We start from the raw sequence: 19,635 nt of genomic DNA, 5'->3' as shown, positions 1-19,635 counted from the left end.
TTGGGGAGCTTTAATGAATATTATAGAACTACTAACGTTTGCAATAAAAAATAATGCCTCAGATCTACATTTATCTGCAGGAATGCCACCACTAATAAGAGTAGATGGAGAAATTAGACGAATCAATGTACCTCATCTTGAACAAGAAAATGTACAAGAATTCTTATATGACACAATGAATGAAAAACAACAACGAGAATTTGAAGAACACCTAGAAATAGATTTTTCCTATGAAATTGAAAATTTAGCTCGTTTTCGTGTAAATGCTTTTCATCAAAAACGTGGTATTAGCGCTGTATTTAGAACTATTCCAAGTAAAGTTTTAAGTATGGATGAACTCAATATGGGGCAAGTATTTAAAAATATCTGTGATTTTCCTCGAGGTCTTGTGTTGGTTACAGGTCCAACGGGTTCAGGTAAGTCTACAACATTAGCTGCAATGATTGATTATATTAACGAGCAACGTTATAGCCATATTTTAACTGTTGAAGATCCTATTGAGTTTGTGCATCAATCGAAAAAATGTTTAGTGAATCAACGAGAAGTTCATCGAGATACGCATGGCTTTAATGAAGCATTACGGTCAGCGTTACGTGAAGACCCAGATATTATTTTAGTGGGTGAAATGCGCGATCTTGAAACAATCCGTTTGGCATTAACTGCTGCTGAAACTGGTCATCTCGTTTTTGGTACATTACATACAACTTCGGCTGCAAAAACAGTAGACCGAGTAATTGATGTATTTCCTGCAGAAGAAAAAGAAATGGTGCGAGCAATGCTTTCAGAATCATTACAGGCTGTCATTTCACAAAGTTTACTGAAAAAAAATGGCGGTGGTCGTGTTGCTGCTTATGAAATTATGATTGGCATTCCTGCTATTCGTAATTTAATCAGAGAAAATAAAGTTGCCCAAATGTATTCAGCCATTCAAACTGGCGCGAATCACGGTATGATCACTTTAGATCAAAGTTTAAAAAACCTTGTAGCAAAAGGATTAATTTCACCTCAAACTGCCCGCTCTATGGCAAAACAGCCCGAAACATTTTTATAAATTATCTTACTCATTAATTAACAAGAAAATATAAAAATAAAAAAGCTCCACCAGAGGAGCTTTTTTATACAATGATATTAACGCTTGCGGAATGCTTCTTGGCAAGCTGGCGCATCGCAATAACCATAAAGATTGAGTGAGTGACCTGTTAATTCAAATCCAAACTTTTTAGCAACTTCATGCTGTTCATGCTCAATTATATCATTCGTAAATTCAACAACTTTATTACAGTTTTGACAAACAATATGATCGTGATGATCTTCTTGCATAATCTCAAATACAGAATGGTTATTTTCAAAATGATGACGCTGAATAATCCCCGCAGCTTCAAATTGTGTTAACACTCTGTATACAGTTGCTAAACCGACATCTTCCCCTTGTTCAAGTAATGTCTTATAAATATCTTCAGCACTTAAGTGATGGTGTCTTGAATTTTCTAATAATTCGAGTATTTTTATACGTGGAAGTGTAACTTTCAGTCCAGCCTTTCGTAAGTCTTGATTAGAAATAGCCATGAATATGATCTCTCAACAAAATTAAAGTTGGAATATGCAACAAACATAAGATGCAGTATGATCTATCCGTGGATCAAATGCATCATAATTAATTTGGGATAGTGTAGCAAAATGCAAAAAATCATGTTGACGTTATTCGTCACTTCGTTGCTGACAGGTTGTTCAACCTTAGGCGTTTATAAAGTTGATATTCCTCAAGGTACACCTTTAACCCAAGCTCAGGCAGCTAAAATTCAGGTGGGAATGACCCACCAACAAGTTCGCTTTTTGCTTGGTAGTCCAACAATATCAGATCCGTTAAATCCATTACGTTGGGACTATATTTACAACTATATCCCAGGAACCTATGCTAAAAAAGCAAAAATTCCAGCAGCACAAGGGCAACATCTAAAAGTATTTTTTAATTCCCAAGGAGTTGTAGAAAAGATTGACGGATTAGAAACTATTCCTGAATCTCAGCCTGGTCTTCCTGGTTCAAAAGAAACCATTTTAAATGCGCCACCACTATAAGTGCTTTGATAGATAAAATAAAACCCCTAACTAAGGGGTTTTTTATATCATTTCGATTGTTTAAAACGATTACCTTTAATTAATCGCCCAACTGGATGATTTTCTGCTCGTTTTCTACGAATATCTTTAGGATTAATCGTTAAAGCACGATAGATTTCAACACGATCCCCAATACTCAAAATTTGATTTTCATCTTTTAAGCGAACACCAAAAATACCCAATTGTAGTGTTTCGGGTAAATCTATTTGCTTTCTAATTCCACTTAACTCTATGGCTTCTATTGCAGTTAATCCCTCACGGTATTCAACTGCAATATTAAATTGCTGTTCTGGGGCTGCATAAGCAACCCACACCATTTGTTGAATTAAACTCATTAGATCAATTGTCCGAGTTGAGCAACAATCGCAACAATAATCGCAACTGGTAAAATAATACGAACGGCAATACGCCAAATATTATAAAAAGCTTCATTACTAAAATTCATCGATTTACGTAAATGGCTTATTTTCATAATCCAACCAGCAAAAATTGCGTAAATAAAACAAATAACCAAGCCCCAAAATACCAATATATGATCAAAAATTGCACTTGTATTGGGTATCGCCCAAACAAAAAGTACAATCAGTAAAATGCCCCACTGTAAAACAGTTGAAATTTGACGATGTGCCAATTGCTCTCGTGCCATTTGCAGTAATAATGCTGAACCTGCAACACTTGCAATAATAAATGTAAAAGCAGGAATTTGAGTACGAATAGCAAAGAAACCGAATACAACTACCGCTAATATTTGAGCAATCCAAATCGGTAAAACTGTTTTACTCGCCACATCTTCAGATTGAACTGTTGCTAAATTTGATTGACCATATAAACCAAGACCTAACCCACTTGCAACGAGTGCTAGAATCGTTGCATGCCCCCATTCAGAAAAAGCCAATGGACTTAATTTCCATTCAGGCAACACAGTCCCAAAAACATTAGCAAATATTAATGATGCAATCACAGCAATTAAAGTTAAAATTAAAATAATTGCACGTGGTAGCAATGAAATAATCACTGTTGCAATAGCAAGCCCAATGCATAAAATATTGTATTCAGTTGCAGGGAATGCATAAACCATCAGCAATTGGCTTGCATTATCTAAAATACCACCAGCAAGAAATGGAATAAAAACAACAGCAAACCAACCTACAAGACGCCATTTAGGTGAAGCATCAGCATCTCTTGTGAGTTTAGATAAAGCCTGTAATGCAGTCATCTTAGAACGTTTCACTAAAGCAATTTCTAGATAACAAATAGGCAATGCCAACACAACCATCGTCAAAAGCCACAAAATCCAAAAGTCGATTTGACGTTCAATTTGAATTCCTGTCACTGGTGCCAAGGTTGTAATAATAATAAATGATAAACAAAACGCCATCAGCGGCGATAACCATCGTGATAGAGCATTATGTTGCATGATGCTGTCCTATTAAAAATCTATGGCTATTTTGCCCTTCTCATGACGGAAAATCAAAAACAAAAAAAGCAAACTAAAGTAAACTTTAGTTTGCTGCGCGAAATCAGAATATATTTATATTCTGATTATTCAAAAGGATGCACTTAAAGAAAATATATTTTTTGTTAATTCTATATAAAAAATAGCTGCAAACACAAAAAAATAGACACTAATCACTTGATTTAAATTAAGTTTATATAAAACATACAATCTTAAAATGATATTTTCTCTAATACTGGTCTGCTTTTGTTACACGTTTTAACTCTGGATTTAAACGTTCTCTCTCTAATCGATCAATCCATGTTAATTGTGATTTAATCGGTTGCCCATTTTGGAATAAAATCATTTCACCTGGCTGAAATGCCGTCCACTGCTCATTTTGAGTTAATGGCTCTGTTGTAATCACTGCAACACGATCTTCTGGCGTGGTTACTTGACTAAAATCTACCTCAACATCCAAATCAATCAGTTGAGCAGGTTTAAATGGATATTCACGAACCAGCCAATGCAATTTTGTTACAGCATAACTAAATAACGCTTGCCCATTGGATAAACAAAAATTAAACGTACCATGTTCTGCAATTTTTGGTGAAATCCCAATTAACACATCAAAAATTTCATCTATACAAGGCTCTTTATAGCCAAAGCATGCAACTAATTGATCTAATAAATAACAAAATGATCGTTCACTATCCGTATTACCAACAGGTGTATATCTACCAGAAAGTTCAGGATGAAAATCATGTAAATCACCATTATGGGCAAAAATCCACTGTCTACCCCATAGTTCACGAATAAATGGATGTGAATTTTCTAAATTAATTTTTCCTTGTGTCGCTTTTCGTATATGCGCAATTACATTTCGTGATTTTATTGGATAATTACGAATAAGTTCTGCAATCGGTGATTTTACAGCCGACTCATTATCTACAAACAAACGACATGCTTTATCTTCAAAAAAAGCGATACCAAAACCATCTGAATGATCTGAGGTAATCCCTGCTCTTTGTGAAAAGCCACGAAATGAAAACGTGATATCTGTAGGTGTTGCACAATTCATTCCTAGAAGCTGGCACATAAAATTTCATCAAGCAAAAATTATTATTGGATCATTCTGCATGACTTCATAGGTCATTTGCAAATCAGAATTTAAAATTATTTGAATTAGAATACATACAAATGTATTTGAATTTTATCACTAATTTTATTTATTCATTTTATTTTGATAATTTAACTTAAAAGGAGCCATATAGGCTCCTTCTCATCAAACATCATTATGTATTTTTTACATGAGCACGATTGGTAATTAAAGTTCCAACACCATGATCTGTAAAAATTTCTAATAACGTTGCATGTGGAACACGTCCATCTACAATATGTGCACTCACAACTCCACCTTTAACTGCATCTAAAGCACAGCCAACTTTAGGAATCATGCCACCATAAATGACCCCTGTTTCAATCAGGCGATCAACTTCTTGAGTACTTAAACCTGTTAAAAGATTTTTGTTTTCATCAAGTACGCCTGTAATATTAGTAAGTAAAATTAACTTTTCAGCACCTAATGCTTCAGCAACTTTACCTGCAACTAAATCGGCATTGATATTGTAAGTATTACCTTCATCATCTACGCCTAACGGCGCAATCACAGGAATAAAGTCACTTTGGGTAAACATCTCAAGAACATCTGTTTTCACACCAACGACTTCACCAACAAGTCCTAAATCAATCTGTTGTGTAGAACCATCTTCTAAGGTTTTTTCCATCAACAGTTTTTGTGCACGAATTAAATTACCATCTTTACCTGTTAAACCAATGGCACGACCGCCATGTTGGTTAATCAGATTCACAATCGATTTATTAACGCTACCACCTAGAACCATTTCTACAACTTCCATTGTTGCAGGATCGGTTACACGCATACCATCAATACGATCAGATTCACGTCCTAATTGCTTTAAAAAAGAATCGACTTGAGGTCCACCACCATGCACAACAATTGGATTAATACCCACTGTTTTCAATAAAACAATATCTCGAGCGAATGAACTTTCTAATGCTGGATCAGTCATGGCATTGCCGCCATATTTTACAACGAGTGTTTTACCTGCAAAACGTTGAATATACGGCAAAGCTTCTGTCAAAATTTGTGCTTTGTCGATGCCAGTCTGTTGATGTGGCATTCGCCTCTCCTTATTGAGCATCTAATATATTTTGGGCAATTTGAGGATAATCTTCACTTAACATAGAAGCAAATACTCCTCGAATATCTTTTAAACGACTAGGATTATCTGCATCAAAACGAACCGTAAAATATTCGCCCGTATTTGATGCTCGAATAATGCCAAATCCATCTTCGAAATCAAGACGTATACCATCTATTTTACTCATTTGTGCATCAAATGCCTGACTTTTTAATTCCACCACATCTAAAACTTGCTGTGGGTCAATTGCATATGTACTGATATAAGTATCTTCAGTGCTACAACGTTCAGGATATTGACTAAAAATAGAGGATACTGTTTTAAAATCTGAAAGACTTAAATATTCTAAAATTCTTAATGCAGCGTATAAACCATCGTCATAACCATAGCCACGACCATCGTTAAAAACATAATGTCCTGCATATTCACCACCAAAAATGGCATCACCATTCGAGCACGCAAGATATTTTCTTAAAAATGTACTTCCAGTCCGAATCATTTTAGGAATACCACCTAAATCACGAATCGTATTTCGTACCATCGTTGAACATTTTACATCGAATACAATTTCTTTGGCTGGCTGTTTTAATAAACACATTTGTGCACATAAAGATAAAATACGATCTGCTGTTATTAAATGTGCATTTTCATCAATTAAAACCAATCGATCACCATCACCATCTAAAGCAATACCAATATCTGCCTGCTCTATTAAAACCTTTTCTTTTAACTGGGCTAAATGCTGCTCTTTAGATGGATCTGGTGCATGATCTGGAAATTCACCATTTACTTCGCATCGTAAAGCAATGACTTGGCAACCTAACTTCTCAAATACTGTTTGTGCGAGATATCCTGCTGAACCATTCATGCCATCCACAATAATTTTAAATGGACGTTGTAAGTGAATATCAGACAATAATGCTTGCTGATATTTCAAACCATATTCAAGATGGATATGATGCTCTAAATTAGGGCTTTTTAATGGTGCTATATTTTCATAACATTCGCTTGCAATAACCGCTACATCTTGAATCATTTCAGGCGATGGAGGTAAACCATTAATCATCCACTTTAAGCCATTATCAGATTTTGGATTATGACTCGCTGTGACCATAATTCCATTTCCTGCCATTTGACAAGCAAAATAGTACATCATTGGGCTAGAACAACAGCCTATTTGAAGAACCTTTAATTGATTTAATTCGAATATTTTTACAATAATTTCTGCATATTCAGGACTACTTAAACGTGCGTCATAACCTAAAACAATTTCAGATTGATTTTTCTTCTTAAATTGTAGAACTAGTCCATAAGCAATGGCTTCGACTACTTGAGGCGTAAGTGCACTGACCTTTCCTCGAATATCATAGGCTCTAAATACATAATATGGGAAAGAATGTGGCTGAGTCGTCATAGGCTGGACAATGAAAATTAGAAGATTTTTAAACAATTAAAATATTGACTTCTAATCACTATAATTCGATTTATGCTGAATAGATAGTCAATCGTACACTTTTAGTTACATTTCAATAAAAATGCGACAAAATGATACCTCACTTTGTCGCAATATAATGACTTAACTAAAATTAATTAATTTTTTCCAGTATGACCGAAACCGCCTGCACCACGTTCTGTCGCAACGAACTCTTCAACTTGTTCAAATTCTGCCTGAACAACAGGAACTAATACATATTGAGCCAAGCGTTCACCTGGTTCTAAACTAAATGCAGTTTGACTACGGTTCCAAACAGAAACCATAAGCTCACCTTGGTAATCTGAATCGATTAACCCTACCAAATTACCCAAAACAATACCATGTTTATGACCTAAACCTGAGCGTGGTAAAATTAATCCTGCAAAATTAGTATCTTGAATATAAATTGATAAACCAGTTTTAACCAATACAGTTTGACCTGGTTCAATCACCGTTGTTTCATCAACACATGCACGTAAATCTAAGCCAGCTGAACCAGATGTTGCATATGTTGGTAATGGCCATTCTTTACCTAAACGCTGATCTAATACTTTAACTTGAACCTTCATCTGTTCATTCCTATTTATTTCGTGGAAATTAATTAACGTTTAATTAGAGCACGTAAGTTTTCTAAATATTGTTGAGCTTGTAGCTTAGGATCAATGTTTCCTGCAAGTTTTTTCTTGCGACCTAGCCACTCTAGTTCATCTTGTGGTAACTCATCTAAAAAACGACTTGGCGTCATCTGTTTCATTTGACCACCAGCCTTACGCTGTTCAGCCAATGTAATGGTTAACCCTTGTCGTGCACGTGTAATTCCCACATACATTAAACGGCGTTCTTCTTCGACCGTTTCAGCAACAATGGAGTTCTTATGTGGCAGAATTTCTTCTTCCAAACCAATTAAATAAACAAATGGAAACTCTAAACCTTTCGAAGCATGTAAAGTCAATAAATTGACTTTGTCTGTGTCTTCTTCTTCCTGCTGTTGCTCCAACATATCAAGCAACACCATTTTACGAATAACACTTTCAATATTTTTTTCGTCTACATCTTCAGCACGGTTAATTAAACTTTGAATACTGCTATATAAAATTTCAATATTATCAAGTTTCGTTTTTTCCTGTGCTGGCGTTGCCGCACTTTCTTTAATGTAGTCGATATAACCTGCTTCCAACATCATTTGGCGAATAATCGGAACCGGCTCATCATCTTCCAATAAATTTCGAGTAAACCCTGCAATAAAATCTGCAAACTCAGCCAACTGCGTCGTTGCCTTTTTAGGCATTACCATCGTTAAACGCTGATCGCCAGCCGCAGTCAATAATGATAAATGATTTTCTTGTGCAAATAGACCCAACTTTTCTAAAGTCACAGGGCCAATGGCACGTTTTGGCGTATTAATAATACGTAAAAAAGCACTATCATCTTCAGGATTAATAATGAGTCTTAAATAACTCATAATGTCTTTAATCTCTGCTCGTGCGAAGAAAGACTGCCCACCCGATAATTTATATGGGATTTGCATTTGACGTAATTGCGTTTCTAATATACGTGCTTGAAAGTTACCACGATATAAAATCGCATAATCTTTCCAATTTTTACCATTCATCAATTTATGGGTGATGAGATCTTTAACAACGCGTTCCGCTTCATCATCATCATTACGGCAAGTAATCACGCGAATGACTTCACCATGACCTTTGTCAGACCATAATTTTTTATCAAAAATATGAGGATTATTTCCAATAACTGTATTGGCCGCTTTTAAAATTCGACTGGTAGAACGGTAATTTTGTTCTAATTTAATGACTTTTAAATTTCTAAAATCTTCTTTAAGCAAAGCCATATTTTCGGGCTTAGCACCACGCCATGCATAAATGGATTGATCATCATCACCCACCGCAGTGAACTGTCCCATCACACCAACTAATAATTTCACCAAAATATACTGTGCCGTGTTGGTATCTTGATACTCATCAACCAATAAATAACGCACACGATTTTGCCAGCGATCACGAACCTCTGCATTTTCTTGTAAAAGACGAGTTGGCATCACAATCAAATCATCAAAATCAACGGCATTATAGGCACGTAAATTACGCTCATAAAGTTGATACAAATGAGCCATCTGAATATCTTCAGGTGTTTCACATGTAGTATGCGCTTGTTCTGGTGGAATTAAATCATTTTTCCAGTCTGAAATCATTTTCATTGCTCTCGCAATGAGTTCTTTACTTTCTGCACCTGACATATTATCGCGGTGCATTAAGTCCATCAGAATTCGTTTGCAATCATCTGCATCTAAAATGGAAAAATTCGGCTTCAAAGGTGTATTTTGAAGTTCAATACGTAATAGATTCAAACCAAAAGTATGAAAGGTAGATACAGATAAACCTTTTGACTCTTCACGAGAAAGTAGCTTAGTCACACGCTCTTTCATTTCACGTGCAGCTTTATTGGTAAAGGTCATGGCAGTAATGCGATGTGCAGGAATACCACAATGCTTCACTAAATAAGCAATTTTACGTGTAATAACCGATGTCTTACCTGAACCAGCCCCTGCAAGCACTAACAAGGGTCCTTGAGTATGTTTCATCGCTTCAAGTTGCTTGTCATTAAGTTGACTTGCAAGTGACATATGCTTTCCTCTTTTTAATCCGCTTGTGATTATAGACATCTCAAGGCAACTTGCCTAATGCAAAATGCATATTTCATCATCATAAAAAAACCACCCGAAGGTGGTTCTTTAAATTGAAATCATATTCAAATTATTGAATTGCGTAAACACTGATTTCTACACGACGGTTTTGTTCACGACCTACAGCAGTTGAGTTATCAGCAATTGGATTTGCTGAACCCATACCTTGTGAGTTAATACGAGCAGTAGAAACACCACGGCTTGCAATATAACTTGCTACAGATTGAGCACGTGCTTGAGATAATGGGATATTAATTGAATCATTACCCGTATTATCAGTATAACCTGTTACTAAAATACCGCTTTTATTATCTTCAGCAAGTACTTGAGCAACTTTATCTAAGGTTGTATAGAAGTTAGGCTTAATATTTGATTTGTTCGTATCAAATGTAATGTTACCTGGCATAATTAGACCAACCGAACCATCTGGATTACGGTTAACTTCTACGCCTGTTCCAGCCATTTGTTGACGAAGTTTCTTCTCTTTATTATCTAAGTAAAGACCTGCCGCACCACCTACGATAGCACCAATAGCTGTAGCTCGGTTGTTTTGACTAGATGTATTAGCATTACCTTTTGAAATACCATAACCTGCTGCTGCACCAATTACGGCACCAAGCGCAGTTTTATCATATTCAACACCACCGATATTACCTGTGGTTTGGCAACCTGAAAGAATCATCGCCCCAGCTATTGCTGAAATTGCTAGTGCACGCATTGCATGCCTCCTTTGTTGTGTTTTTGTAGATAAATTATGACCTATAATCATGCATAGAACATGGACTTTTTGTAAAAAAGTCTTAATATTTTTACACTTTACAACATAATTTCTTCTTTATTAGATTTAATTAACAATATTTTTAATTTATTCATCTACCTTTTACTTTTTAAAAGTAGAAACTGCATTTAATATAAAATACTAAATTTCATATATTAATAGGGAAAAATATGGCAAGCGTTCCAAATAAACAACCTTTTTTTAAAAAACTTTCTAAAGGATTTACCGTTGGCGCTGTCATTACTGGAAGTACATTTTTTCATGGACCACCTGTTCTCGCTCTTGGACTCACGAAACTATTCAAAAAATCAAAAAAAGTAGATGAAACCAATATTCGAATTACAAACAGTTGGTTAAGTATAAACAACTGGTTAATTGATTATGTTTTACCAAATACAAAATGGAATATTGAAATAGATCCTGAGTTAGAACTCAATATGAATGGGCGCTATTTAATGACATGTAACCATCAGAGTTGGGTTGATACTACAGTAAACCAATATTTTGGCTTAACACGAATGCCACTAACACGATTTTTTACAAAGTGGGAACTTATTTTTATTCCCTTTGTTGGGCAAGCTTTTAAAATTTTAGGCTTCCCTATGATGAAACGCCACACAAAAATACAAATTGAAAAAAATCCTGAATTAAAAACACGTGATATGGATGAAGCTCGAAAAGCGTGTGAACAGCTACTTAGTCAACCTTTTACTTTACTCAATTATTTAGAAGGTACTCGTTTTACAAAGGAAAAGCATCAGCAACAGCAATCTCAGTATGTAAATTTGCTTAAACCTAAGGCTGGTGGTTTAGCACTTGCTTTAAATATTTTAGGTGACCAAATTGATGCATTAGTCGATATGACTATTGTTTATCCTGACGGTGTTCCTGATTATGGCGAATTTTGGTTAGGTGAAGTACCTCGTATTGCCGTAAACTTACGTAAGATTTCCATTCCAGACTGGGTATTGGGTGGAAATTATGAAGATGATCCTATTTATAAAGAACGATTTCAAAATTGGGTAGATGAGCTTTGGCAAGAAAAAGATCAACTCATTACTCAAATGAAGCAAAACCTACGAAACAGCCTAAATGAAGTAAGCTAGGGAATAGAATGAGCAATAATAAACCACGGATTAATCCAACCTTTAACTTTGTAAAGGAAGGATCTTGGGGATGGAAGGTCGCTTTAGGCTATGATGTTTTTATGATGTTTCTCATCATTATTAACTTATTTTGCCTATGCTCAAATGCTATTTTAATGAGCAACTTCACCAATTGGTTTTTTGATTTATTTAGAATATCTGAAATTCTTGTTTATTATAAAACTGAACTTAATCCATGGGTTGTCATTACTGAAAGTTGGTTTACAAGCTTACTTATTATTGAATTAGCCATTCGCTGGATTATTGCAATTATTTTTAAACAACACCAACGTTGGTTCTTTTTTCCATTTGTGCATTGGTACGAAATTCTAGCGGTTATTCCACAATTGCGTTTCTTACGATTATTACGTGCTGGTGTAATTGCCTATCAGCTACATGAGCATGGGTATCAAATTTTCCCAAAAAGTTGGTATAAACAAGCCAACTTTTATTACAACCTTGTAATGGAAGAACTCACTAGCCGTATTGTACTTACTGTGTTATCGGGTATTCGAAAAGAATTAACCACGAGCACCACGCATAAACAGCTTATTTCAAATATTATTAACCAACATCGTGAACTTTTAGCAATCAGTTTAACCGATATTCTGCAAGAACATCTCGGTAAAGAATTACAACAGCAACGCAAACTTATTGCACAAGATGTGGGGCAAATTGTAAACAAAGCAATTGAAGATACACCTGAGCTTACGCAATTGCTACGTTTAATCCCAATTGTAGGTAGTCGAATTGAACAACAAATTCAAAGTATTGGTCAACGATTAGGTGAAAATATTACCCAAGGGCTTATACAACCTTTTACGACAAATGCACAATCTGACAATACATCTTACCGTTTAATTTCTGAAAAAATCAGTCAAATCCCAATCGAAAATAATCCACATATTGAACAACTTGTAGAATCTGTAGTTTTCCAAAGTCTTGATGCTATTCAACAGCAAGTAAAAGTGAAACAATGGCAACAAATACTTGAAGAAAGCAAAAATGAATCTCTACACAACAAAGAGTGAGCAAATGCAAAATAATTTACTTCTGGCGCTAGAGAAATCATTAAATTTGTTCTAGCATTTGTTCTTATTTAATAACTCTACCTCAACCACCACTAACTGTCAGAAGTCTAAAGGAATAAATATGGCTGATATCCGGATAAAAGGCAGAATGGTCAATGCTATTCGCATTAGCCTAGATACAAGTGATCATGATGCAATCCGACAGCAATTAGCACCTATGCTTGAGAAAACAGCACCGCAAGGAACACTCGCTGTAATTGAGAGCTCTGTTGAACAAGAGCTTATTGCTCTCATTCAACTTCTTATTGATCTAGATTTACAACCAATGGCAGTCACTGAAGGCATCTTAGCTGATCAAGCTCGTGCTATTCAATTTCCTGTAATACCGCCTGATCGCCATTTACAGCAAGTAAAAGCTAAAAAAGAGCAAGTTGTTGAAGTCAAAATTGAAGTGCCAGAGGAATTACCTCAAGACTCAAAAAAACCAGAAATTATTCCTCCCCCTATTATTTCTCATGTAACGTCTTATCATGATGAAATTTTAAGAACTGGTCAGTGCTTGGTGCAAAATCAGGGTGATATTATTATAAATGCAGGAATTAATAGCGGTTCTGAAGTAATTGCTTCTGGAAATATACACATCTATGGTAGTGTACGTGGAAGAGTTATTGCTGGTGCTGGAGGAAATACTTCAGCAAGAATATTCTGCCATTCACTCGAGGCTGAATTAGTCTCTATTGCAGGGACATACTGCGTAGCAGATGATATACCACCTGATGTGGTGAAAAAATCTGTACATATCTATTTAAATGATAATCAAGAGCTCGTTTTTGATGCTCTTCAGTTTTAATATATAAATAACACCTAAAACCCCAAACAATATGGGGATTTAACCATAACAGGAGTGGATTCGGTGGCGAAAATTGTTGTCGTAACATCAGGCAAAGGCGGCGTAGGAAAAACTACGACTAGCGCATCTTTTGCAACAGGTTTAGCCCAGCGCGGTCACAAAACTGTTGTGATCGATTTTGACGTTGGCTTACGTAATTTAGATTTAATCATGGGTTGCGAACGTCGTGTAGTTTATGATTTTGTTAACGTATTAAATAACGAAGCAAGATTACAACAAGCTTTAATTCGTGATAAAGACCTTGAAAATCTTTATATATTACCTGCTTCACAAACACGTGATAAAGATGCTCTAACAGATGAGGGTGTTGCGCGTGTAATGGATGAACTTTCTCAAGAGTTTGATTATATTATTTGTGATTCACCTGCTGGTATTGAACGTGGTGCTATTTTAGCCATGTATCATGCTGATGAAGCAATTATTGTAACTAACCCTGAAATTTCTTCAGTACGAGATTCCGATCGTATTATCGGCATGCTCGACAGTAAAACAAAAAAAGTAGAACAAAATGAGGGGCGAATTCGTAAACATCTTTGTATCACACGTTACAACCCTGAACGTGCTGATAAACAAGAAATGTTAACTATTGATGACATTTCCAAAGATATTTTACGTATTCCAACATTAGGCGTTATTCCTGAATGTAAAAGCGTTTTACAAGCATCAAATGAAGGTAAACCTGTCATCCTTTATCAAGATGAAACTGCAGGCCAAGCATATGATGATCTTGTCGCTCGTTTTTTAGGTGAAGAAAGAGAATATCGCCATATTACGGCTAAACCAAAAGGCTGGTTAGCACGATTATTTGGAGCTTAAAATGGCAGGTTTTTGGAGTAAACTTTTCAGCAGTGAAGATAAACCATCAAGTGCTCAAACAGCTAAAGATCGTTTAAAAGTCATTGTAGCCTCTGAACAAGGCTTAGGTAGACGTTTGAGTCAAGACAAAATTGATCAAATGAAAAAAGAGATCATGCAAGTGGTTAATCGCTATGTTCGCGGTGTAGATGAACAACATATTCAAATGTCTGTTCGTTCAGAAGCAAACATTGAAATGCTTGAAATGAATATCAATTTGCCTGAAGAGCGATAATTTGATTTCTGATTAGTCAACTGCATTGAATCAAGGCAAAATACACAGCAAGTTTAGGAAAGATCCCTTTCCCTTGCCGTACAAGTATTTTGCCTTTTTTAAACCTTGAAACGAATATATTTAGGAGATTGCAATGGCATTATCACAACCAGCAACGTTCAACGAAGAATGGTCAGATGAGCGTGTATTTGCCTACCTTAATCAGCTTCCTCCTGAAGGCGTGAATGCAGATTTCCATGTACTTTACCATGCATATAAACATATGCGCCCTGCTGATTATGAACGTCTCTTGACAAAATTCGTTGCAGATGGTCGTGATCTCAATGCCACCAATTTAGAAGGTCAACGTATTCATGAGGTTATTGCGAAGTTTCCTCGTCAAAAAGATGGCTTTTTAGAAGTGCTTGCAAAATTTGCTTAAGTTTTATTTAAAATTTTCTATAAATAAAAAGCCTGCATAACATGCAGGCTTTTTTAATTTAATTAAGAATAATTCAAAGCAATATTTCCACTAAGACTGGATACGTCACAATAAAAAATACTGTTTGTAAGCTAATCACTGCTGCCATCAAACGATCATCCCCGGCATAAACTTTTGTTAAAATATAAGAGGCAGATGCTGTAGGTAAAGCAAAATAAGTAACTAAAATGGTCGTCTCAAACTGATTTAAACCAAAACAATAACATGTGAAAAATGCAAGTAATGGCATCATCAACAAGCGACCAAATACATTTAGGCTTAAACGCTTAATATCTGTTTTTATTTGATTAAACTGTAACGCAGCACCTACAGATAGCAAGCCTAAGGGTAAACTCATTGCCGCAAATAAACCAAGTAACCGCTCTATCCCTTCAAATAAATTCAAATTGAGAAAATTAAAAATAACACCAACTACACAACCTAAAATGAGTGGGTTTTTTAAAATTGCAAAACAAGTTTTACGTAAATTTTCAGCATTAACTGTAGAAAATGACAATACAGAAATAATGTTTACTAATGGTATAGCAACAGCAATTAACATTGAAAACATCTGCATACCTTTAGTACCTGAAAGCATGGCAACTAAAGAGAGACCAATATAGGTATTAAACCGTAATTGGCTTTGTACATAAACGCCAAATCTTGTTATGGGAGTCTGATAATATTTTTTTAAACTCCATAAAAAAATAGCAACACCGATAGTTACTACTCCTAACACCATAATTAAACTTGAAACTGTATCAAGATTAAGTTCAACTTTTGAAATATTCAAAAATAGTAATGCAGGAAATAAAACATAGTAATTTAATTTTTCCGAATTTCCCCAAAATCCATCTGTGAGAAATCGAGTTTTTTTCAAAATACACCCAACCGCAATTAAGGAAACAAGCGGAAATAGTGCAATTAATATATTCATTATTGTCTCAATACATCTATCTTTAAAAAAGCCTGCTCACGCAGGCTCTTCATTTAAGAAACAATTATACGAGAATTTCTCGTTTTCCGTTTGCTCCCATAGCACTAACAATTCCGTTCTCTTCCATTTGATCGATAATGCGTGCAGCTCGGTTATAACCCAAGCTAAACTTTCTTTGTAAAGATGAGGTTGATGCTTTTCTTGTCTCTAATACAAATGAAACACATTGATCATAAAGTGCATCACGATCTGGCGCTCCCTCTCCATCTTCAAAACCACGTGAACTTGGTTCCTCATCATATGGCGTTAAAATTTCATCCACATAATTTGGCTCACCTCGTTCACGCCATGCATCACATATACGGTTTACTTCATCATCAGAGATAAATGCACCATGCACACGTTCAGGCTCAATTTTTCCTGGTCCAAGAAATAACATATCACCGTGGCCTAACAAGTCTTCTGCACCACCAGCATCTAAAATGGTTCGTGAATCTAACTTACTATTTACACGTAATGCTGCACGAGTAGGAATATTGGCTTTAATTAAACCTGTTACAACATCAACCGTTGGTCGTTGTGTTGCAAGTAATAAATGAATCCCTGCTGCACGAGATTTTTGTGCAAGACGAGTAATCATTTCTTCTGCTTTCTTACCAACTTGCATAATCATATCTGCAAATTCGTCAGCAACAATTACGATCAATGGCATTGGTTGTAAACGAGGAGCTCGGCTTTGTGTTGCTGAGTCATCTGGCTTCCATGTAGGGTCAATTAAATCTTCACCATTTGCAATCGCTTCTTCAACCTTACGGTTATAATCAGTTAACTTACGTACTTTTAATAATGACATAAGTTTATAACGTCGTTCCATTTCATTAACACACCAATTTAATGCACTTACTGCATCTTTCATATCAGTCACAACTGGTGTTAACAAATGTGGAATATCATTATAGTTCGCCAATTCTAATTGCTTAGGATCAATCATAATTAAACGAAGCTGCTCAGGTGTATATTTCAGCAACATCGATAATAACATTGCATTCACAGCTACAGATTTACCTGAGCCTGTCGTACCTGCAACAAGCATATGCGGTGCTTTCGCTAAATCAGCTAATACAGGATTACCCGAAATATCTTTCCCCATTGCCATACTAAGTAATGCATTTGGATCACGATATGCAGGTGTTTCAAGTAACTCAATTAAACGTACCATTTCACGTGTACTGTTTGGTACTTCAATGCCAATATATGGTTTACCTGGAATAACCTCTACAACACGAACAGATGCCATTGACATTGATCGCGCTAAATCACGTGAAATATTTGTAACTTTTGAAGCTTTAACACCTGGTGCTAAATCAAGTTCAAACCGTGTAACAACAGGTCCCGGTTGGGCCTCCATCACCTTCGCTTTGACATTAAACTCTTGTAATTTAATTTCAAGAAGTTCAGAGAGTCGAGCCAATTGTTCCGCAGTGAAATTCACTTTTTTATTTGGATCAACTTTATCTAGAATTTCTAGTCCAGGCAGAGTTGGTAAATCTTTACGTTTTTGTGCAACTTGCATCGCACGAGACAATGGACGTCCATATGCATCGGTCAGTGGAGCATCTAGATCAAAATCATCTTCTAATTTTTCATCTTCAGCTACACCGGCTGTTTCCTGCCAAGCTTCTCTAAATGCATCTTTATCACTACTAATTAAAGCTTTTTCATCTTCAGAAACATAAGCCGTATTAATCTCATGTTGAATTTCAGCTTTAACAAAGGGTGAAGATTGAGCATAACTTAATGAAGATTTTTGACCACTTTCATTAGAATCTTCTCTTAATAAATCATCAAATGATTCAAAACCTTGATCTGTCAATTTTTCAGTCGTAGCAAGATGACTTACTGGTTCAGCCGTAGCTGCAGCAGCAAGTGCTGTTAACTCATCTGCTAAATGAGACTTAGATTCAGTATTAAATGGGCTATGAATTTCTGCTGTTTTTTGATTTGGTACAGCAGCCAATAACTCATCAAATACTTGATCATCATTCCAATCAATATTGGTATGCACTTGAGATGTTGTGGTTTCTCTTAAAGATGCTGAGCTTTCAGATCTAACTGGTTCGACTTGTATATTCGTATCTTGAGAAGCTTTAAGCAGCTCATTAATATCTTCTTTATGTTGCTGTACAGAATCATCTCCTGCAACTGCACGCCATACCTCGCCTGTTGATACAACACGATCTTCAGTTTCTTTTAAAACTTCATGTGCCTTTGCAATCGTTGCCTCTAATTGTGCCTCATGTTCCGCAATATTGGTATTTTGAACTGTTTCTCGTTCAACCATATCATCAAATAAACGATGTGCTGCTTGATCAACAACAACTGTCTGATTAGTTTCAGGAACAATCTCTTTTTCTTCTAATTTTTCCGATTCTTCTATATTTTGAGGTGCAGTAGCAATTACTGTTTTTTGAACAGTAGCTTTTGATGTTTCAAACTCTTGATCTGACTTTGGAATATCTCGATAAAATAAATCTTGTAAATAGGCTGGTGTGGCTTTTAATGTTGCCCAAGTTTTATTCCATTTCACTCCAAAAGCTAAAGTGAATATAGTAATCAAAAAAGCAATGAGAAAAATACTCGCACCATAAATAGTCAGTACTTGACTTAAACTCTCTCCAAGCTCATAACCAATGATGCCACCTGAAGCATTATCTAAGGTATCAGCAGGAACTTCCCAAAATAAGTAAAGTAGACTTGAAGTTGCCAAAACAATAAAAAACTGTGCTGCATATCTAAATGGGCGATTTAAAAAGCTATGAGGCCACCATAATTGAATTGCCTCAACAAAGAAGTAAATAGGAATAAGTAAACTTGCCCACCCTAAAAAACCAAACAACAAATCTGCAATCCATGCACCAGCAACACCACTTGCATTTGAGACAGTGCGAGTATCACTAGATATGTGCATCCATCCTGGATCAAATGGTGTATAAGTCACAGTTGCAAGAAAAAGATAAATCCCAAATGAGATTAAAAATATTGTCACTATTAAGCGCTGTACATATGTACTCGACACCGCAGTCATATACTGTCCTGTAACCATTTATTCATCATGTTTTTGTTGCAGAGTTTAAACTATGCATATTTACAATGTCTGCTATTATGCACTCGTTAATCAAAAAATGATGCAATATTATTTACGTATGTTGTTAACTTATTCTATATAGCTCAAATCGATTTGCTTGATCAATAATATCAACTTGAAACTCCCCCCACAGTTATGTACTTTCACGTATAATTTCATAAATTTCTAAATAAAAAAAGGATTACACTG

Annotated in this window: 19 protein-coding genes; 8 read left to right on the top strand and 11 right to left on the bottom strand. The window is 35.6% G+C overall.

Annotated elements, in window-relative coordinates; all coding sequences use genetic code 11:
- The first annotated feature begins 13 nt into the window (after nt 1–13).
- Entirely contained in the window at nt 14–1,051 is a 1,038-nt protein-coding gene (locus tag AOY20_RS07060; protein ID WP_054581204.1) for a type IV pilus twitching motility protein PilT, read from the top strand.
- A 77-nt stretch (nt 1,052–1,128) separates the two neighbouring features.
- Here the strand turns inward: AOY20_RS07060 and fur are convergent, their stop codons facing one another.
- Nucleotides 1,129–1,566: a ferric iron uptake transcriptional regulator gene (gene fur / locus AOY20_RS07055; RefSeq protein ID WP_054581203.1), complete on the bottom strand. Its 438-nt coding sequence runs from the start codon at nt 1,564–1,566 to the stop codon at nt 1,129–1,131.
- Nucleotides 1,567–1,677: 111 nt separating this feature from the next.
- Here fur and AOY20_RS07050 point away from each other — a divergent pair, with 111 nt between their 5' ends.
- The gene (locus tag AOY20_RS07050; RefSeq protein WP_054581202.1) at nt 1,678–2,076 is read left to right on the top strand and encodes an outer membrane protein assembly factor BamE; all 399 of its coding nucleotides are present in this window, start codon (nt 1,678–1,680) and stop codon (nt 2,074–2,076) included.
- 47 nt (nt 2,077–2,123) lie between these two features.
- Here the strand turns inward: AOY20_RS07050 and AOY20_RS07045 are convergent, their stop codons facing one another.
- The 8 genes from AOY20_RS07045 to AOY20_RS07010 all read right to left on the bottom strand — a co-directional run bounded on the left by AOY20_RS07045 (nt 2,124) and on the right by AOY20_RS07010 (nt 10,668).
- Nucleotides 2,124–2,450: an RnfH family protein gene (locus AOY20_RS07045; RefSeq protein ID WP_054581201.1), complete on the bottom strand. Its 327-nt coding sequence runs from the start codon at nt 2,448–2,450 to the stop codon at nt 2,124–2,126.
- The gene (locus AOY20_RS07040; protein ID WP_054581200.1) at nt 2,450–3,532 is read right to left on the bottom strand and encodes a hypothetical protein; all 1,083 of its coding nucleotides are present in this window, start codon (nt 3,530–3,532) and stop codon (nt 2,450–2,452) included. Before AOY20_RS07040 ends, AOY20_RS07045 begins: the two co-directional genes overlap by 1 nt.
- A 268-nt stretch (nt 3,533–3,800) precedes the next feature.
- On the bottom strand, nt 3,801–4,649 hold the full coding sequence (locus AOY20_RS07035; RefSeq protein ID WP_054581199.1) for a class II glutamine amidotransferase: 849 nt from the start codon (nt 4,647–4,649) through the stop codon (nt 3,801–3,803).
- 196 nt (nt 4,650–4,845) lie between these two features.
- Nucleotides 4,846–5,754, bottom strand: a complete 909-nt coding sequence (gene argB / locus AOY20_RS07030; RefSeq protein WP_054581198.1) for an acetylglutamate kinase — start codon at nt 5,752–5,754, stop codon at nt 4,846–4,848.
- Between the two features lie 10 nt (nt 5,755–5,764).
- The gene (locus AOY20_RS07025; protein WP_054581197.1) at nt 5,765–7,189 is read right to left on the bottom strand and encodes a phosphomannomutase/phosphoglucomutase; all 1,425 of its coding nucleotides are present in this window, start codon (nt 7,187–7,189) and stop codon (nt 5,765–5,767) included.
- Between the two features lie 176 nt (nt 7,190–7,365).
- The gene (dut, locus tag AOY20_RS07020; RefSeq protein WP_054581196.1) at nt 7,366–7,818 is read right to left on the bottom strand and encodes a dUTP diphosphatase; all 453 of its coding nucleotides are present in this window, start codon (nt 7,816–7,818) and stop codon (nt 7,366–7,368) included.
- A 32-nt stretch (nt 7,819–7,850) separates the two neighbouring features.
- Complete coding sequence (locus tag AOY20_RS07015; protein ID WP_054581195.1) at nt 7,851–9,890, bottom strand: UvrD-helicase domain-containing protein; 2,040 nt, start codon at nt 9,888–9,890, stop codon at nt 7,851–7,853.
- A gap of 130 nt (nt 9,891–10,020) precedes the next feature.
- Nucleotides 10,021–10,668, bottom strand: a complete 648-nt coding sequence (locus tag AOY20_RS07010) for a YiaD family glycine zipper/OmpA-like lipoprotein (protein WP_054581194.1) — start codon at nt 10,666–10,668, stop codon at nt 10,021–10,023.
- Between the two features lie 230 nt (nt 10,669–10,898).
- On the opposite strand from AOY20_RS07010, the gene AOY20_RS07005 reads away from it, so the two are divergent.
- The 6 genes from AOY20_RS07005 to AOY20_RS06980 all read left to right on the top strand — a co-directional run bounded on the left by AOY20_RS07005 (nt 10,899) and on the right by AOY20_RS06980 (nt 15,325).
- Complete coding sequence (locus AOY20_RS07005) at nt 10,899–11,834, top strand: acyltransferase (RefSeq protein WP_054581193.1); 936 nt, start codon at nt 10,899–10,901, stop codon at nt 11,832–11,834.
- An 8-nt stretch (nt 11,835–11,842) separates the two neighbouring features.
- Nucleotides 11,843–12,904: a hypothetical protein gene (locus tag AOY20_RS07000; RefSeq protein WP_054581192.1), complete on the top strand. Its 1,062-nt coding sequence runs from the start codon at nt 11,843–11,845 to the stop codon at nt 12,902–12,904.
- A 121-nt stretch (nt 12,905–13,025) separates the two neighbouring features.
- Complete coding sequence (minC, locus tag AOY20_RS06995) at nt 13,026–13,754, top strand: septum site-determining protein MinC (protein ID WP_054581191.1); 729 nt, start codon at nt 13,026–13,028, stop codon at nt 13,752–13,754.
- A 63-nt stretch (nt 13,755–13,817) separates the two neighbouring features.
- A complete protein-coding gene (minD, locus tag AOY20_RS06990) occupies nt 13,818–14,630 on the top strand; it encodes a septum site-determining protein MinD (RefSeq protein WP_054581190.1) in 813 nt (270 codons plus the stop codon).
- Nucleotide 14,631: 1 nt separating this feature from the next.
- Nucleotides 14,632–14,904: a cell division topological specificity factor MinE gene (gene minE / locus AOY20_RS06985; RefSeq protein WP_054581189.1), complete on the top strand. Its 273-nt coding sequence runs from the start codon at nt 14,632–14,634 to the stop codon at nt 14,902–14,904.
- Nucleotides 14,905–15,037: 133 nt separating this feature from the next.
- Nucleotides 15,038–15,325: a PA4642 family protein gene (locus AOY20_RS06980; protein WP_054581188.1), complete on the top strand. Its 288-nt coding sequence runs from the start codon at nt 15,038–15,040 to the stop codon at nt 15,323–15,325.
- 73 nt (nt 15,326–15,398) lie between these two features.
- Here the strand turns inward: AOY20_RS06980 and AOY20_RS06975 are convergent, their stop codons facing one another.
- Both AOY20_RS06975 and AOY20_RS06970 read right to left on the bottom strand, forming a co-directional pair.
- The gene (locus tag AOY20_RS06975) at nt 15,399–16,304 is read right to left on the bottom strand and encodes an AEC family transporter (protein ID WP_171250440.1); all 906 of its coding nucleotides are present in this window, start codon (nt 16,302–16,304) and stop codon (nt 15,399–15,401) included.
- Nucleotides 16,305–16,365: 61 nt separating this feature from the next.
- On the bottom strand, nt 16,366–19,386 hold the full coding sequence (locus tag AOY20_RS06970; RefSeq protein WP_054582557.1) for a DNA translocase FtsK: 3,021 nt from the start codon (nt 19,384–19,386) through the stop codon (nt 16,366–16,368).
- Nucleotides 19,387–19,635 lie beyond the last annotated feature (249 nt).

Source organism: Acinetobacter equi (assembly GCF_001307195.1).
GTDB classification, from domain to species: domain Bacteria; phylum Pseudomonadota; class Gammaproteobacteria; order Pseudomonadales; family Moraxellaceae; genus Acinetobacter; species Acinetobacter equi.
Note: the sequence above shows the minus strand (reverse complement) of the source record. Positions and strands in the feature narration are given on the sequence as shown.

Bases quoted from the DNA above. Each gene is read 5' to 3' on its own strand.
- AOY20_RS07060 (WP_054581204.1), top strand. From the start codon at position 14: ATGAATATTATAGAACTACTAACGTTTGCAATAAAAAATAATGCCTCA.
- fur (WP_054581203.1), bottom strand. From the start codon at position 1,566: ATGGCTATTTCTAATCAAGACTTACGAAAGGCTGGACTGAAAGTTACA.
- AOY20_RS07050 (WP_054581202.1), top strand. From the start codon at position 1,678: ATGCAAAAAATCATGTTGACGTTATTCGTCACTTCGTTGCTGACAGGT.
- AOY20_RS07045 (WP_054581201.1), bottom strand. From the start codon at position 2,450: ATGAGTTTAATTCAACAAATGGTGTGGGTTGCTTATGCAGCCCCAGAA.
- AOY20_RS07040 (WP_054581200.1), bottom strand. From the start codon at position 3,532: ATGCAACATAATGCTCTATCACGATGGTTATCGCCGCTGATGGCGTTT.
- AOY20_RS07035 (WP_054581199.1), bottom strand. From the start codon at position 4,649: ATGTGCCAGCTTCTAGGAATGAATTGTGCAACACCTACAGATATCACG.
- argB (WP_054581198.1), bottom strand. From the start codon at position 5,754: ATGCCACATCAACAGACTGGCATCGACAAAGCACAAATTTTGACAGAA.
- AOY20_RS07025 (WP_054581197.1), bottom strand. From the start codon at position 7,189: ATGACGACTCAGCCACATTCTTTCCCATATTATGTATTTAGAGCCTAT.
- dut (WP_054581196.1), bottom strand. From the start codon at position 7,818: ATGAAGGTTCAAGTTAAAGTATTAGATCAGCGTTTAGGTAAAGAATGG.
- AOY20_RS07015 (WP_054581195.1), bottom strand. From the start codon at position 9,890: ATGTCACTTGCAAGTCAACTTAATGACAAGCAACTTGAAGCGATGAAA.
- AOY20_RS07010 (WP_054581194.1), bottom strand. From the start codon at position 10,668: ATGCGTGCACTAGCAATTTCAGCAATAGCTGGGGCGATGATTCTTTCA.
- AOY20_RS07005 (WP_054581193.1), top strand. From the start codon at position 10,899: ATGGCAAGCGTTCCAAATAAACAACCTTTTTTTAAAAAACTTTCTAAA.
- AOY20_RS07000 (WP_054581192.1), top strand. From the start codon at position 11,843: ATGAGCAATAATAAACCACGGATTAATCCAACCTTTAACTTTGTAAAG.
- minC (WP_054581191.1), top strand. From the start codon at position 13,026: ATGGCTGATATCCGGATAAAAGGCAGAATGGTCAATGCTATTCGCATT.
- minE (WP_054581189.1), top strand. From the start codon at position 14,632: ATGGCAGGTTTTTGGAGTAAACTTTTCAGCAGTGAAGATAAACCATCA.
- AOY20_RS06980 (WP_054581188.1), top strand. From the start codon at position 15,038: ATGGCATTATCACAACCAGCAACGTTCAACGAAGAATGGTCAGATGAG.
- AOY20_RS06970 (WP_054582557.1), bottom strand. From the start codon at position 19,386: ATGACTGCGGTGTCGAGTACATATGTACAGCGCTTAATAGTGACAATA.